This is a genomic window from Campylobacter geochelonis, from assembly GCF_013201685.1.
Lineage (GTDB): Bacteria > Campylobacterota > Campylobacteria > Campylobacterales > Campylobacteraceae > Campylobacter_B > Campylobacter_B geochelonis.
The window spans coordinates 363,576-378,825 of sequence record NZ_CP053844.1 but is presented as its reverse complement, the minus strand read 5'-3'; the positions used below and the strand labels follow the sequence as shown (position 1 = coordinate 378,825).

At 34.8% G+C, this 15,250-nt stretch carries 17 protein-coding genes; 5 read left to right on the top strand and 12 right to left on the bottom strand.

Annotation, left to right across the window (positions count from 1 at the left end; translation table 11 throughout):
- The 10 genes from CGEO_RS01790 to CGEO_RS01745 form a co-directional block, all read right to left on the bottom strand.
- Entirely contained in the window at positions 1-780 is a 780-nt protein-coding gene (locus tag CGEO_RS01790; protein WP_075493574.1) for a ParA family protein, read from the bottom strand.
- Positions 777-1,412, bottom strand: a complete 636-nt coding sequence (locus tag CGEO_RS01785) for a biotin--[acetyl-CoA-carboxylase] ligase (protein ID WP_075539816.1) — start codon at positions 1,410-1,412, stop codon at positions 777-779. Before CGEO_RS01785 ends, CGEO_RS01790 begins: the two co-directional genes overlap by 4 nt.
- Complete coding sequence (gene fmt / locus CGEO_RS01780; protein ID WP_075539817.1) at positions 1,393-2,304, bottom strand: methionyl-tRNA formyltransferase; 912 nt, start codon at positions 2,302-2,304, stop codon at positions 1,393-1,395. Before fmt ends, CGEO_RS01785 begins: the two co-directional genes overlap by 20 nt.
- Positions 2,301-3,083 carry a glutamate 5-kinase gene (proB, locus tag CGEO_RS01775; protein ID WP_075539818.1) on the bottom strand — a complete coding sequence of 261 codons (783 nt, stop codon included), beginning with the start codon at positions 3,081-3,083 and terminating at the stop codon, positions 2,301-2,303. The genes fmt and proB overlap by 4 nt, the downstream gene beginning before the upstream one ends.
- A gap of 1 nt (position 3,084) precedes the next feature.
- Complete coding sequence (obgE, locus tag CGEO_RS01770; RefSeq protein WP_075539819.1) at positions 3,085-4,125, bottom strand: GTPase ObgE; 1,041 nt, start codon at positions 4,123-4,125, stop codon at positions 3,085-3,087.
- Between the two features lie 99 nt (positions 4,126-4,224).
- Positions 4,225-4,659: a redoxin domain-containing protein gene (locus CGEO_RS01765; RefSeq protein WP_075493584.1), complete on the bottom strand. Its 435-nt coding sequence runs from the start codon at positions 4,657-4,659 to the stop codon at positions 4,225-4,227.
- Between the two features lie 371 nt (positions 4,660-5,030).
- The gene (locus tag CGEO_RS01760; RefSeq protein ID WP_075493586.1) at positions 5,031-5,840 is read right to left on the bottom strand and encodes a transporter substrate-binding domain-containing protein; all 810 of its coding nucleotides are present in this window, start codon (positions 5,838-5,840) and stop codon (positions 5,031-5,033) included.
- A 290-nt stretch (positions 5,841-6,130) separates the two neighbouring features.
- Complete coding sequence (gene rpmA, locus CGEO_RS01755; protein WP_075493588.1) at positions 6,131-6,385, bottom strand: 50S ribosomal protein L27; 255 nt, start codon at positions 6,383-6,385, stop codon at positions 6,131-6,133.
- 10 nt (positions 6,386-6,395) lie between these two features.
- On the bottom strand, positions 6,396-6,704 hold the full coding sequence (gene rplU / locus CGEO_RS01750; RefSeq protein ID WP_075493590.1) for a 50S ribosomal protein L21: 309 nt from the start codon (positions 6,702-6,704) through the stop codon (positions 6,396-6,398).
- 147 nt (positions 6,705-6,851) lie between these two features.
- Complete coding sequence (locus CGEO_RS01745; protein ID WP_075493592.1) at positions 6,852-7,862, bottom strand: cytochrome-c peroxidase; 1,011 nt, start codon at positions 7,860-7,862, stop codon at positions 6,852-6,854.
- A gap of 215 nt (positions 7,863-8,077) precedes the next feature.
- Between CGEO_RS01745 and CGEO_RS01740 the strand changes: the two genes are divergently transcribed.
- The gene (locus CGEO_RS01740; protein WP_075493594.1) at positions 8,078-8,470 is read left to right on the top strand and encodes a hypothetical protein; all 393 of its coding nucleotides are present in this window, start codon (positions 8,078-8,080) and stop codon (positions 8,468-8,470) included.
- Positions 8,471-8,505: 35 nt separating this feature from the next.
- Here CGEO_RS01740 and CGEO_RS01735 read toward each other — a convergent pair whose 3' ends face one another.
- Both CGEO_RS01735 and CGEO_RS10325 read right to left on the bottom strand, forming a co-directional pair.
- A complete protein-coding gene (locus tag CGEO_RS01735; RefSeq protein WP_075531380.1) occupies positions 8,506-9,837 on the bottom strand; it encodes a sodium-dependent transporter in 1,332 nt (443 codons plus the stop codon).
- Positions 9,838-10,056: 219 nt separating this feature from the next.
- On the bottom strand, positions 10,057-10,167 hold the full coding sequence (locus tag CGEO_RS10325) for a hypothetical protein (RefSeq protein WP_367188333.1): 111 nt from the start codon (positions 10,165-10,167) through the stop codon (positions 10,057-10,059).
- Between the two features lie 943 nt (positions 10,168-11,110).
- Between CGEO_RS10325 and CGEO_RS01730 the strand changes: the two genes are divergently transcribed.
- The 4 genes from CGEO_RS01730 to CGEO_RS01715 are packed head-to-tail and all read left to right on the top strand — an operon-like array spanning position 11,111 to position 15,248.
- Complete coding sequence (locus tag CGEO_RS01730) at positions 11,111-11,350, top strand: helix-turn-helix domain-containing protein (RefSeq protein WP_075539820.1); 240 nt, start codon at positions 11,111-11,113, stop codon at positions 11,348-11,350.
- Complete coding sequence (gene dinD, locus CGEO_RS01725; protein WP_075539821.1) at positions 11,343-12,188, top strand: DNA damage-inducible protein D; 846 nt, start codon at positions 11,343-11,345, stop codon at positions 12,186-12,188. Before CGEO_RS01730 ends, dinD begins: the two co-directional genes overlap by 8 nt.
- A gap of 25 nt (positions 12,189-12,213) precedes the next feature.
- Positions 12,214-14,034, top strand: a complete 1,821-nt coding sequence (locus CGEO_RS01720; protein ID WP_075539822.1) for an HsdM family class I SAM-dependent methyltransferase — start codon at positions 12,214-12,216, stop codon at positions 14,032-14,034.
- Entirely contained in the window at positions 14,031-15,248 is a 1,218-nt protein-coding gene (locus tag CGEO_RS01715) for a restriction endonuclease subunit S (RefSeq protein WP_075539823.1), read from the top strand. The genes CGEO_RS01720 and CGEO_RS01715 overlap by 4 nt, the downstream gene beginning before the upstream one ends.
- Positions 15,249-15,250: the final 2 nt, after the last annotated feature.

The window sequence follows — 15,250 nt, the reverse complement described above, 5'->3', positions numbered from 1 at the left end:
TTACTCCAATATACAATTTGCCAAATTTTGATAAGCTATGCTTCCAGCTGATTTAGCATCATAAAGTATGGCTGGCTTGCCAAAACTAGGTGATTCTGCTAGCTTAACATTTCGTGGTATTATGATAAAACCATTCTCATCTTTGATTTTAAAAAGCTTTTGCTCAAAATGTTGTTTAAGATTATCAACAGTCTCCTTAGAAAGGTTGTTTTGCGAACTATACATAGTCGGTAAAAAGCCCTTTATACACAGTTTTGGGTTAATTGTTTTTTTAATAATCTTAACTGTGTTTAAAATAAGTGCTAGCCCTTCTAGCGCGTAAAACTCACACTGAATCGGTATGATAACGCTATCGCTTGCGCTTAAAGCATTTACCGTGATACTACCAAGTGTTGGGGGAGAGTCAATGATGATATAATCATACTTGCTTTGAACTTCTGCAATTTTCTTTTTAAGAACTAGTTTAAAGTCCTCTTCTTGCTCTGAAAATTCCTGTTCTATACCGACTAAACCGATGTTTGAAGGAGCTATAAAAAGAGTTTTTATCTCAGTTTTTAGTATAACTTGTGATAGTTTTTTACGCCCTGTTAATACATGATATATATTAAACTCATAATCATTTCTGTTAAACCCAAGCCCTGTGGTGGCGTTTGCCTGCGGATCGACGTCGATTAAAAGCACTTTTTTGCCAAGTGTAGCCAAAGACGCTGCTAAATTTACAGCTGTTGTTGTTTTGCCAACTCCGCCTTTTTGGTTGGCGATTGTTATTATTTCACTCATCTTAACCCATATACCTTTTTGTTGTTTATAAAAATAGAACCATCTTCACAAAGAGTTGCGCTGTGCAACGATATCTTTTCGTTATTTATATGTGAAGTAAAATTTTTCGATTTTTCGAATTCTAACAAAAATTTACTAAAAATCTGCTTCCATGAAATTTTATTTTTTAATAACTCCACAAATCCCAAAACTAAGGAATTCGCAGAGATTTGGATATCAAGAACGCCTGCATAATCGGGGCTTTTGGCTATATTTATCCCCATACCACAAACATAACTATTTTTTATTTTTGTTGTGATAACCCCTCCGATTTTTTTGTCTTCAACATAAAAATCGTTTGGCCATTTAAGCCACAAATTTGAACCCAAACTCGCTATATGCTCTTTCATCAAAAAAGCAAAATATATACTCATTGAAGAAAGTGGCACATCTGATGGAATTTCTCTCTCATCTATACAAAAAGAAAAATACAAATTTCCTTCCTCGCTCTCCCATTCACTTCCCCTACTTCCAACTCCGCCATTTTGGCGTTTTGCTACTAGACAATAGGGTGGTTTTATAACCGAGTTTTTAAGACCTTCGATTATCTCTTTTTGTGTAGAAGAGCACTCATCAACAAATTCTATCATCAACACCCAGCCTTTTTCCATTTATAAAATCTTTTGCTAAAACTGCCTTTTTACCGACTTCTTGAAGTTTTAGAACTTCTATTTGTCCATCTTGAAATTGTAAAATAAAGCTGTTTTTATCTATATTTATAATTTTTCCTAAATTTTCGCTACTTAAATTTGAGTAAATTTTGATATCTAAAAGTTTGATTCCATTTTCTAAAAAAACTCCAGGCCATGGGAAAAAAGCTCTAAATTTACGCATCACTTCATCAACGCTATCACTAAATTTAATTAACCCATCTTCTTTTTTTATCTTTGTGCATTTTGATGAAAGTGCGTGAATTTGAGCGATGGGATTGATTTGGCTAAAGTTATTTAAAACTTTTATAGCTAAATTTGCCCCAAGAGTTGCAAATTTTAAAAAAAGCTCTTGTGAGTTTAAAGAGCTAATACCCATAAACGAAAATCCTAGCATTTCTCCATCATCAAGCCCCTCGCCCATTCTCATAGCGCTAACTCCACCGAGCGTATCGCCCGCTAAAATCGCACTTTGAATCGGACTAGCACCTCTAAATTCTGGCAAAATAGAAGCGTGAAGATTTATACAAGGTGCGATTTGTAAAATTTCTTTAGGTAAAATTTGTCCATATGCAGCAACTACGATAAAATCAGGCTTAAGCGCTTCTATACTTTTATGAATTTCGCTATTTTTTAAAGTTTGTGGCTGGAAAATTTGCGTTTTAATGTTATTTTCTATGATGAAATTTTTCACATCTGGTGGCGTTAGAACCTGCTTTCTGCCAACTGGTTTATCGGGCTGAGTAAACACACCAACAACATCAAAACCAGCTTCTAAAAGCTTTTTTAAAATCACAGTTGCATACTCTGGAGTTCCCATAAATACGATTTTCAACCCATCACCTCTTTACAAATTTCTTTTTTAAACAATGTTCCGCCAACTTGCTTGTTTTGAAGTAAAAATTTCCTAGCCACTTCTAGCTCAAATCCACTTGCTAAAAACATCGCTTTGTTATTTTCAAGTAAAAAATTTGCCGCTTTTAGCTTAGTTACTATCCCGCCAGTGCCAAACTGACTGCCCGCACTTGGCTTTTGGTTTAGCTCATCTTGGCTTAAAAAGCTTATAAGAGGTATGATTTTAGCATTTTTGTTTGCACGAGGATCAGCGTCGTAGTATCCATCAATATCGCTTAAAATAACTAAAATATCGGCATTAAAGTAGTGCGCTACTCCGGCGCTTAAGCGGTCATTATCACCAAAAAGTATCTCTTCTATGCCGGTTGCATCATTTTCATTTATAATGGGCAAAATTTTTCTCTCACAAAGCGCGTCGATGACGTTTTTAGCGTGGTTTGTGCGTTTTCTTGAGTCAAAATCTCCAGCAGTTAGTAAAACTTGAGCAACATTTTTACCTAAATTTGACATAATCCTATCGTAATTTTCCATCAAAAACGGCTGTCCGATTGCAGCTAACATCTGGCGATTTACAACGCCCTCTTTTTTGATATCAACCCTACACATTCCAGCACTTATCGCACCAGAACTTACTAAAATAACCTCATATTTTTCCATCAAATCAGATAGAAATTCACAAAGTCTTTGCATTCTTTCTTCGCTGATTTTACCCTCATCGCTTATAATATGAGAACCGACTTTTACAACAACGCGTTTCATTTTAGCCTCTGTTTTTGTCTTTTATAAGCTCTAAAATATTAAATTTAAGCTCTTTTATATTTTGGTTTGTTGCGCTTGAGATTGGAAGTACGAAGTATGGTTTTAAAGCGTCAAATTCATCTAAATTCTGTTTTTTTTCAAAGCCAAATTTGGCTAAAAACTCATCATAAATTTTATCTAAATTTTCGCACGCATCGATTTTGGTTATAGCTATAGCAAATTTAGAATTTGCTAAATTTGGTGAGAATTTTTTAGTCTCTTCTTTAAGCGTGATAAACTGCTCATCTAAACTTCTGTAATTTATGCTATCAAGCACATATAACAAAATTTCTGTTCTTTCTATATGCTTTAAAAACTGTATTCCAAGCCCCTTGCCATCGCTTGCACCCTCGATAATCCCTGGGATATCTGCCATTATAAAACTTGAAAACTCATCTACTTCAACCATGCCAAGTTTTGGAGTAAGAGTTGTAAATTCATAGTTTGCAATCTCAGGTTTTGCGTTTGAGATAGTTGATATAAGCGTTGATTTACCAACGTTTGGAAAGCCAACAAGTCCAACATCGGCTATTAGTTTTAACTCAAGTCTAAGGCTTAAACTCTCGCCTAAAAGCCCAGGCTGAGCGTAATCTGGTCTTTGATTTACCGAGTTTTTAAAGTGGGTGTTTCCAAGCCCGCCTTTTCCGCCTTTTAACAAAAGCTCTTTTTGCCCCTCACTTGTCAAATCAAGCAACAACTCGCCACTTGCATTATCATAAACAGCCGTTCCTGGTGGCACTACTAAGACTAAATCTTCACCCTTTTTACCGCTCATTCTTTTGCCCATTCCGCCTGCGCCATTTTGTGCTTTTAGAAGTTTTCTTCCCTTATAGTTAGCCAGCGTATGAGTGTTGTTATCAACTAAAAAATATACATTCCCGCCATCTCCGCCATCTCCGCCATCAGGTCCGCCAAGAATGACAAATTTTTCTCTTCTAAAACTCACGCATCCTGCGCCACCCTTGCCTGATTGGACGCTAAATTTAACACTATCAACAAACATTTTCTACCTTATAAATTTTTGCTGATTATATCAAAACTAGCTGAAATTTGCGCATAAGCTAAATTTAGACAAAATTTCATCTTATTTTAAGCTTTAAATTTAGCTTAAGTTTTTTAAAATTTCCATCACATTTTTCACATCATCTTGTGGATTAGCTACAAAATCGAAACGTTTTACAAGCTTGCCATCTTTAAATATCAAAGTCTGTCTGTGATAAAACTTTTTGCCATCATCTGTTGAAAAAGTCTTTAGCTCAAGCTCTTTTTCAAATTTAAAATCAACATCGCTTATAACTTCAAAACCAAGTCCGAGTGAAGTTATAAACTCATTCATATCTTCTTTGCTTTGAGAGCCGATAGCTATGAGTTTGTAGCCTAGATTTTGTATTAAATTTAAGTTTTCTTGATAAGCCTTACACTGCATCGTACAACCTGTTAAGCCGTCTAAATCTTTTAACTCATCTGGTAAAAACTTCCCGCTTTTTCCCATTTTCGGATAGGTAAACACCACGCAATTTTTTGCTAAATTTAACATCTTTTTTCCTTTTATCGTTTTATAAATTTAAAATACTTATACAAATTTATATAAGTATTTTAAATTTAGTTTTGTTATCTTGATGCAGATAAAACATCATCTTAAAATACAAAATCAATTTTATCTAATATCTTTAAATTATACTTGTAAAAATATTTATTTTAGAAATTTCTAAACAAAAAAAGGTTTGTTTTCAAAATCTATTAGTCTTAAAATCTGCTTTGTCGTACAAAGTTTTGAAAAATATATAGAGTTTTAGTAGTAAAATCGGCTAAATTTTATACAAAATAGAGCCGATTTTAAATAAGAGCTAAGAAAGCTTTCTAACCAATCATCGCAAACGCCAAATTTAGCGGCACTGTTGAGTTAAATTAGTTAAAGAAATTATAAAGATCGTCCAACAAAAGATATTTTTTATCTATTGTACCTTTATAAAATGGATTTAGAGTATCGTTATATGCTTGTTTGAAAAATCCATTTTTACTAAGCTCAAGAATTTGGTTATTTACCGCTTGCATTAAGTCATCATTTCCTTTTGCAACTGCTGCGCCGATAAACTCAAGTTCGCCAACAACTTTGATAGAAAGCTCAAGCGAACTATCGATTAGCGGAAGGTAAGCAAGCAAGATGTTTGTATGGATATACGCATCACCCTCACCACTTTGTAACTTATCAAAACAATCTTTTGTATTTGAGCAATACACGATATTAAAGCCACCTTTTTTCTGTATCCACTCATCAGTAGTTGTGTTTGGTATGACTAAAACTTTCACGTTGTAAAGATCTGCAACGCGTTTTATACCTGAACTTTTTTTGCTAACGACTGCCGTGTTATTTGTAAGATAAGGCATAGAGAACAAAACTTGCTTTTCACGCTCTGGGGTCTTTGAAAAGTTTGCAATCATCAAATCAGCTTTATTCTCATTTAAAAATGGGATTCTATCTCCAGCATTTACACCTATAAGCTCAACCTTACCATCTTTACCAACAATATCTTCACCAATTTTTTTAGCCAACTCCACCTCAAAACCAACAAATTCCTTGCTATCATTAAGCTGTGAAAATGGCGGCTGAGCAAGACGCACGCCTATTCTTATGGTTTTAGTTTTTTGTATAGTAGCTAAATCATTGCCAAAAACAAATATAGCAGATAGCAAAATAATAGTTAATATTTTTTTCACTAAACATCCTTTTTATAAAATTTCAACTTGTAATTATATCAATAATTTCTTAAAATTAAGATAAAAAAATTTATTTATATTTTAATTAATAAAAGCTTTATTTACTATTTATAAATAAACATAATAACTATTAATGCTAAAATAACTTAAAAATCAAGAAAAATTTTGAAAGAAATGAAGAAAACTAGGTAGATAAACGGTGATAAAATTTAAAAAATATATATAAGATAAATTTATATTTGTTTAGAAAATGGGGGGGGGTTGGCTTATATTTCTACAAGCCAAAAAATTTATGCCGGGTAAACAGAAACTTGTTTTCTAGTTTTATCAAATCTTTCAAATTTAACGAAACCATCAACAAGAGCAAATATAGTATGATCTTTGCCTATACCAACGTTGTTACCAACGTGTGTTACAGTTCCTCTTTGGCGGATTATGATGTTACCTGCTCTAACAAACTCACCACCAAATTTTTTAACACCTAGGCGGCGACCGATGGAATCGCGGTTATTTTGGGTTGAACCTTGACCTTTTTTGTGTGCCATACTTTACTCCTTAGGCTTTTATACTTGTAACTTTAACGCGAGTAAATTCTCTTCTAAAACCGCGTTTTAATTTTGAGTCTTTTCTTCTGCGTTTTTTATAGATAACGACTTTTTTATCTTTACCTAGTGTCACAACTTCTAAGACAACCTTTGCACCCTCAACGAACGGTGCGCCTACCTTTAAACTGCCATCGTTTACTGCTAAAACTTCAGTAACTTCTACAGTTTCTTTTTTTTCAGCTTCAAATCTGTCTAAATTTAGATAGTCACCTTCACTAACTTTATACTGTTTGCCGCTGTGTTTGATAATAGCATACATCAAACTGTCCTTTTTATGGTAAGTAACCACTAAGCACTCTAAATTTAGAGATTTAAAAGCTTAAATGGCCCGAATCGAGTATTCTACCTAAAATTTGATTAAATAAAACTTATAGGGTATTGCAAAATAGCAAAACCCTATATTATATTATTTTGGTAGTTTTGGCATCTCTATGTAAGGTGGTTTTCCATCAAGTGTTTGAAAAAATTTATTAATTTTTTCTATATCTGCTTTATCTACTGTGATTCCAAGCTGAACTTTTCCCATAGTTGTTACCGCATCTTCGATATCAACAACGGCTCCGTTGTGAAAATACGGATAAGTTTGAGTTATGTTTCTTAAAGTTGGAACTTTTGTTCTTCCAAAGCTATCTTTTTGAAGCACGCCTATATCTCTTCTATCAAATGGTGCGGCAAGTTCAAAAATCTGCATGCTTCCGCCTAAATTTATGCCATTATGACAAATAGCACAACCAAGGTTTAAAAATGTTAAAAATCCCTCTTTTTCTTCATGAGTTAAAGCATTTAAATTTCCTTCTAAATACTCATCATATCTTGAAGTTGTTATCAAAGTAGCTTCAAAAATCGCAATCGCTTCAGATACTAAATCAAAGTCTATCTTTCTGCCTGGTGCGATTTGTTCAAAAGAGTCTTTGTATCCTTTTATAGAATTTACCACTTTTTCAACGCTTTGCGGTGTTGAGTTCATCTCAAATGGTGCTGTTAGTGGGCCACCTGCTTGCTCGGCTAAGGTTTTAGCTCGCCCATTCCAAAACTGAGTTTGGTTAAAGATAGAGTTATAAACTGTTGGTGAGTTTACGCCATTTGGGTTTAGCTGCCCATCAACGCCAACTGCTACTTCAAGCCCATCAACTCCATAAGTGTTAAGATCATGACAGGTGTTACAAGATACTTGACCGGTGCTTGAAAGTCTAGGATCAAACCATAGCTCTTTGCCAAGTTCGATAGTTGCAACGTTTAATGGCAAGGTTGCTGATTTGATATACTTATTTTTAACAAGCTCGAGTTGCTTTTGTGGGTCTGTTGGTATAGGTATAAGTTTGCTTCTTTTGGCTTTAGCTAAAATTTGTTCATCGATATCACCGCCAAAGCTAACAACGCTAAAAATAACAAAAAATAATAAAAGATATTTTTTCATCTAAAGAATCCCCCTTATAAAGTGTTCTGTTATAATACTAAAATTTTATTTAACGGAAGCTTTTTTATAACTTAAACTAAATTTATTTTTAGTTTTTCTTCTTATTCTTTCTTATACTAAATTTATTTTAAAAAAGATATTTCGCTTTGATTTCTTGTAAAAAATTTGGTTATAATGCTAAAAATATTTAAAACCTCTAAATTTAAGGAGTAAAGATGAGTAAAATTTATCTATTTGCAGTAGCTGTGGCAGTTTTGTTTGCTGGATGCAGCGCGTCAAATTGGAATTTAGGAAAAACGCCTATACAAGGTAGTCAAACTGACAAAACCCAACCAACAATGCAGCAAACTCAACAAAACAGCAGCCAAAATTTTCACATAAACACAGTTATAAACACATGGGGTGAGCCTGATTTGACTAGAACAAACTCGGCTGGAAATCAAGTATATGTATGGCAAAACTGCAAGGCAACTGGCAAATATATAGAAAGATGTGATCAAAACACATGTGAAACCATTCCTGAGCAAGAGTGCTGTGAAAGAGCGTTAATCACAGATCAAAACGGATACGTGCAAAACTTAAAAGAGGCTGTAAATAGCTGTATGTAGAGCTAAATTTGCCATTTAAAATGGCAAATTTAAACTTATATAATCTGCCTTATCATAATGATAATCAAACAAATCGGAGCTACAAATTTAAGCATAAAAAACCATATATTTATAAGTTTTTGACTCATATATGGTGCAAAAAGAGTATAAACTTTGTTTTTATCTATAAAATATCCCACAAAAATCGAAGTTATAATCCCAGAAATCGGCATGATTAAATTTGAACTCGTATAATCAAGTATAGAAAAAAAGTCTTTTCCAAAAAATGTCAAACTAGCGCCAAAGTCCTTAGTCTGCGATAGAAGCGACAGCACACCAGCTATATAGACAAAAACTCCAATAACGCCTAAAGCTTTTTTTCTTGAAAAATTATGCCTTCCTATAAGATAGGAAGCAAATGGCTCTAGCATCGAAACTGCCGATGTAAGCCCTGCAAAAATCAAAGCTATAAAAAACATCACCGCTAAAACATTTCCAAGAATTCCAAGCTGATAAAAAAGTGTCGGAAGAGAGATAAAAACTAAGCCTGGCCCTTGTGATGGTTGTGAGCCAAATTCAAAAACAAATGTAAAGACAATCAACCCCATAACCAAAGCAATCGCAACATTTATAAGTATGATTATAACAGAAGATTTAACTATATCTGTGTTATCTGGCAAGCTTGCTGAGTATGCGATGATGGTACAAACTCCCAAAGATAGGGTAAAAAAGCTAAGCCCAATGGCATCAAGCAAAACTCTAAGTGTGATTTTAGAAAAATCAGGCACAAACAAAAACTCCACAGACTTAGAAAACCCATCCATCGTAAAAGAAAAGCCAAGCATAATCAAAAGCAAAATTCCAAGAGCTGGCATCATCCAGACATTTAGTCGTTCAATTCCGTTTTTAATCCCTCTTGATACGACAAAAAAACAAAAAACAAAAGATATGCTAAAGTAAAAAATCTGCCCTAAGATATCTGAGCTAACAAAGCTAGTAAAAACTTGCGTTGATTCTTCTATGTTTTTTGGTAAATTTGTAGCTAGCAAGATGGTGTATTTCATAATCCAGCCGATTATCACCATATAAAATGAGATGATTAAAAGTGCGCCGATAGAGGCAAAACCGGCTAGTTTCCATATATTTTTATGTTTTTTAGCTAGTCCTTCATACGCAGTTACTGGGTCTGATTCTGAAAGTTTTCCTATGGAAATTTCAGCAAAAAATATAGAAATTCCTATCGTAAGCGTTATAAGTAAGTATAAAATAACAAAGGCGCTTCCGCCATTTTCTCCAACCATATACGGAAATTTCCACGCATTTCCAAGCCCAACCGCACTTCCTGCAACAGCTAATATAAAACCTATTTTTGAAAATTTACTACTCAAATTTTAACCTTTTAAAAAATATCTTGTAAGATTAACATAAATTTTGAAAAAAACTGCAAATTTAGTGTTTAAATTTAGAAATTTTTTATAAAAAGATAAAATCCTCCAAAAAGGGTAACTCGCTAAGGGATTTTATTCCCTTAAACAATTCGGCATAGTCGTGAATATAGGCTATGCCATTTTTTCACGCTTTTCTGTAAGTTCACTGGTTTAATACAGCTATAGATTATCTAGATACAACTGCGTCCTGCGACTATCGACCTTTTCTACTTTGAACATTATAATCTTACCAACAAACTTTCGAATAATCTCAATATCCAATTCCTTAATGTCTGTCTACTTCCTCACCAACGATATAAAGTGTTCAGCGTTGAGTTGTTTTTCTTTTGCATGGTTAATGAAGTCCTGCAAAATAGCCACATAGGCATTAAGTTCTTTTTGTCCACTTCGTATGCAGCTGACATTTTATGAAATGTTCATCGCTAATTTTACCTCAACATTGTCTTCATAGAGTATTTGAATAATAAAATAGTATCCAACTTACTGATATGAGCCTTTGCTTGTTTATATTTCTTGCGGCTGTCTTTTAGCTCCTCGTTTAATTCCTTTTCTGAATTGCTTATAATAAGCTACAAAAACTCATCTTAATGCTTCCTTGCAAATGCGCTCACGCGCTATAAATCCCGTAATAGCAGTTGCTCTACTATCATATTTCTGATTTGCCGAGAACTGCAGTTTGCGATAGGTGGCACATATACAATAATATTCTTTATCATATTTCCAACACTTACCACAAACTCGATATAACTTATTGCCACAGTCTGTAAAACTTCCCACAGTTTATGACATTCATGGCTTTTTCTACAACGCTCTCATCAGAAAGAAAGCCCCAAATTTCGGAAGAAATATTTCCTTACACTTATCAATGGAGATGAATGCGTTTCATTGACGAAACTTTTTCAACTTCTTATGGACACAAACTCTTGATTTGGGCGGGAATTTCTTTTTTTCAATTTCCCACTGGAGATACATCCGCAAGTTGAGCGGATTCTTTCTTCCTATCTTTCAAAGGACAGTTACTACGAAAAAATCACGGATATTTGTCCTCTTGATTTTTTAAGGGGTGATTTAAGAAGATATCCCTAGAGTTTCTGAATGCTTTGAGTTATAGGCAAAAATAAGCAGCCACAGTCGGCTGTTTAGTAGAAATATTTATAAAATTATGCTATGATAACGCTATATTGTTGAAATGTATTTGCTAAGGAGATACAATATGAATTTCCCAGAAGAAATTAAAAGAGTAAGACAACATCTATTTATAACACAAGAGGATTTTGCGAAAGAAATCGGTGTGGCTTTTTCGACTGTAAACCGCTGGGAAGGCGGTAAAGCTAAACCCAACCTTAACGCAATGAAAAATATTAAAGAATTTTGTCTCAAGCATGATGTGGATTTTTCTGCGATTGAAGAAGCATGGCTAAACTATAAGACAGGGAACAAAAAAAATGGATAAAAGAAAAATCGAACAAATTCGTCAGCAATATGACAGAATAATTCACAATGATAAGGATATTGATATTGAGTTTTGGTATGCTCGTGAGTTAATGATTCTACTTGGTTATGAACGTTGGGAAAACTTTGATAAGGCAGTCTGTCGTGCAATGGAATCGTGTGATACTTCTGGTGTGAACGTAACAGACCATTTTCGTGAGGTCACGAAAATGGTTGAACTAGGTAGTGGCGCAAAGAGAAATATTAAAGATTACATGCTTACTCGATATGCTTGCTATTTAATTGCTCAAAATGGAGACCCTAAAAAAGGGGAAATTGCTTTTGCACAAAGCTATTTTGCGGTACAGACAAGAAAGCAGGAACTAATCGAAGAACGTATTGCTTTGATCGAACGTACAGAGGCTCGTGGTAGACTACGCGAATCCGAAAAACGACTATCCCAAAACATATACGAACGTGGTGTAGATGACGCAGGCTTTGGACGTATTCGTTCCAAAGGGGATAAAGCGCTTTTCGGAGGTTATTCTACACAGGAAATGAAAAAACGGCTTGGTGTAAAAGATAATCGACCTTTGGCGGATTTTTTGCCAACACTTACAATTGCAGCAAAAAACCTTGCTGCAGAGATGACAAATTATAATGTTGAAGAAAAGGATTTACAAGGAGAGCCTTCAATTACCGAGGAGCATATTCAAAATAACCATTCTGTTCGAGATATGCTGGAACAACGTGGAATTAAACCAGAAAATTTACCTCCTTCTGAAGATATAAAAAAATTAGAGCGACGGGTAAAATCACAAGAAAAGAAAATTGCAGAGCAAGCAGGGAAGTTACCATAAATACATAATGATGAGGATAAGAAAAATGATTAACATAAGAAAACTTGAAGCAGAACTGTGGGAGTCAGCAGATTTATTGCGTGCTGGTTCAAAGCTTACATCCAATCAATATTGCATGCCTGTATTGGGACTTATCTTTTTGCGTTATGCGTATAGCAGGTATAAAAAAGTCGAAGAAGAAATTCTTAAGAACAGACCTTCCCGTGGAGGCAGAGTCATACCAGTTGAAGCAAGTGATTTCGCCGCTAAAAGTGCACTCTTCCTTCCAAAAGAGGCCCAGTACGATTATCTGCTGAATTTGCCGGAGGACGTCAAAGCGGCAAAACTTAAAAATAAAGCCGGACACATCATGACCAGTCTTGGCGAAATAGTAAATAATGCCATGCAGTTGATTGAGAGCCAAAGCGAACAGCTGACAGGTGTTCTTCCTAATAGTTATACGGATTTTTCTGACGAGATACTATCTGAACTGCTTCGAATATTCAACAACAATTCCCTTGATGAAGTTGGCGGAGATATCGTAGGTCGGATTTATGAGTATTTCCTGAATAAGTTTGCGAAGAATATCGCCTCTGATGACGGTGTGTTCTTTACACCTAAATCATTAGTTAAAATGATTGTTAATATCATCGAACCAAAGAGTGGCGTGTTACTTGATCCCGCTTGTGGTTCTGGCGGTATGTTCATTCAAAGTGGTGATTTTGTAAATCAATCCGGCATGAATGCCAACAGTGCCATGACATTCTATGGGCAAGAAAAAGTAGAATACAACGCACAGCTGTGCCTAATGAATATGGCTGTTCACGGATTGACCGGCGTTATTAAATCCGGGGATGAAGCAAACACGTTCTATCATGATGCTCACAATTTAAATGGTAGCTGTGATTATGTAATGGCTAATCCACCTTTTAATGTTGATAAGGTAAAATCGGAGTCTTGCGAAAATGCAAAAAGACTTCCTTTTGGTATGCCAAGTGTTAATGCGAAAAAAGAAATAGGAAACGGTAATTACCTGTGGATTTCTTATTTTTACAGTTATCTGAACGATCATGGTCGTGCAGGTTTTGTTATGGCGTCCTCTGCTACGGATAGTCAAGGCAAGGATAAAGATATCAGAGAAAGCCTGATTAAAACAGGTCATGTAGATGCCATGATTAGTGTCAGCAACAACTTTTTCTATACAAAGAGTCTGCCTTGTTCTTTGTGGTTCTTTGATAAAGGAAAGTCAAAAGAAATTAAAGATAAAGTTCTGTTCATTGATGCAAGAAATTATTACACCGTTGTAGACCGCACTCTTAATGAATGGTCAGAGTGGCAGTTAAAAAATTTGAATGCCATCGTATGGCTCTATCGCGGAGAAACTAAAAAATATAAGAAATTACTTACCGAATATCACACCGCCCTTGACAGTAAAAAGCCATTTGACAAGCAGGTGCGCGAGCTTTCAGATAAAGTAAAAGCACTTCGTGCGGAAGCTAAAAAGGCTGTCGAAAACGCAGAAAAAAAAGATAAAAAGAAAACTCAAGTAGAGTATGATACAAAACTTGAAGAATTAACAGATATACTCACCGTTGCAAAAGAAGCAAATTGGTTATATGAGAAATTTGGTGATGGCGTATATGCCGATATTCTTGGTCTTTGCAAAGTTGCAAACAGAAACGAAATCAAAGAAAAAGGATACTCACTTACTCCGGGTGCGTATGTTGGTGTTGCAGCTGCCCTCGACGACGGTGTGGATTTTGAAGAACGTATGGCGGAGATACACCGGGAACTGCTTTCATTACAAGCAGAATCTAATGACTTGATGGATGCCATCTCACAGAATATGAAGGAGATGGAGCTATGAGTTGGGAAAAAGTAAAATTGAGTGATTTGTGTTTTGTTATAACAAAAGGTACAACACCTTCAAATATTGGAGAAAAATTTGTCAACTCTGGAATTAACTATATACGATCTGAGATGCTAACATCTTCAAAATATGTTGTTGGGGATTTTTTGCACATTTCAGAAGAAACGCACAAAAAATTGAAACGTTCACAGTTAAAAGAAGGAGATATCCTTTTATCTATGGCAGGAGCGTATTTGGGTAAAACCGCTATATTAAGATCCGAAGATGTTCCTGCTAATACAAACCAAGCAACTGCACTGTTAAGAATTGATCAAAAGAAATGTAACAATGAGTTTGTATATTATTATTTAAATATTCCGGAGGTTGTAAAAACTATAAATGCTGTTCAGAGTCAATCGGCACAGCCTAACATAAATTTAAAACAAATAGGCTCACTGGAAATAAATATTCCGGATGAACCAACTCAGGAAAAAATCGCAAACATTTTATCTGCATATGACAACCTAATTGAAAACAACCAAAAGCAAATCAAACTTCTTGAAGAGGCTGCACAGCGACTTTATAAAGAGTGGTTTGTGGATTTGCACTTCCCGGGATATGAGGATGTGCCTGTGATTGATGGCCTGCCGGAGGGATGGATAACACGTTCTGTAAGTGATTTCGGAGATGTTATTACTGGGAAAACACCTTCTACTGCAAAATCAGAGTATTATGGTGGAAGTATTCCATTTGTAACAATACCGGATATGCATGGTAATGTTTTCCCCATAAAAACAGAAAAATATTTATCAACACAGGGTGCGAATACGCAAAAGAATAAGTTCCTTCCAAAGAACAGTGTTATTGTATCGTGCATTGCTACAGTAGGATTGGTTTGTATTACCGTTGAGCCATGCCAAACTAATCAACAGATTAATTCCGTTATATTGAATGATGAAAATGATTTATACTTTTTCTATTCAGCAATGAAATTAATTAAATCATTACTTGATGGTGTTGGTAGCAATGGCGCAACAATGACAAATGTAAACAAGACAAAGTTTTCAAATATCCAAGTTTTATATCCTACAGAGGATATATGCAAGTCTTTTAATGATTTCTGTAAACCAATATTTGAAATTATATTTAATTTAAGTGTTGCAATTAACAAGCTAACTCAGGCTCGTGATAGATTACTTCCGAAGCTAATGAGTGGTGAATTGGAGGTATAGAA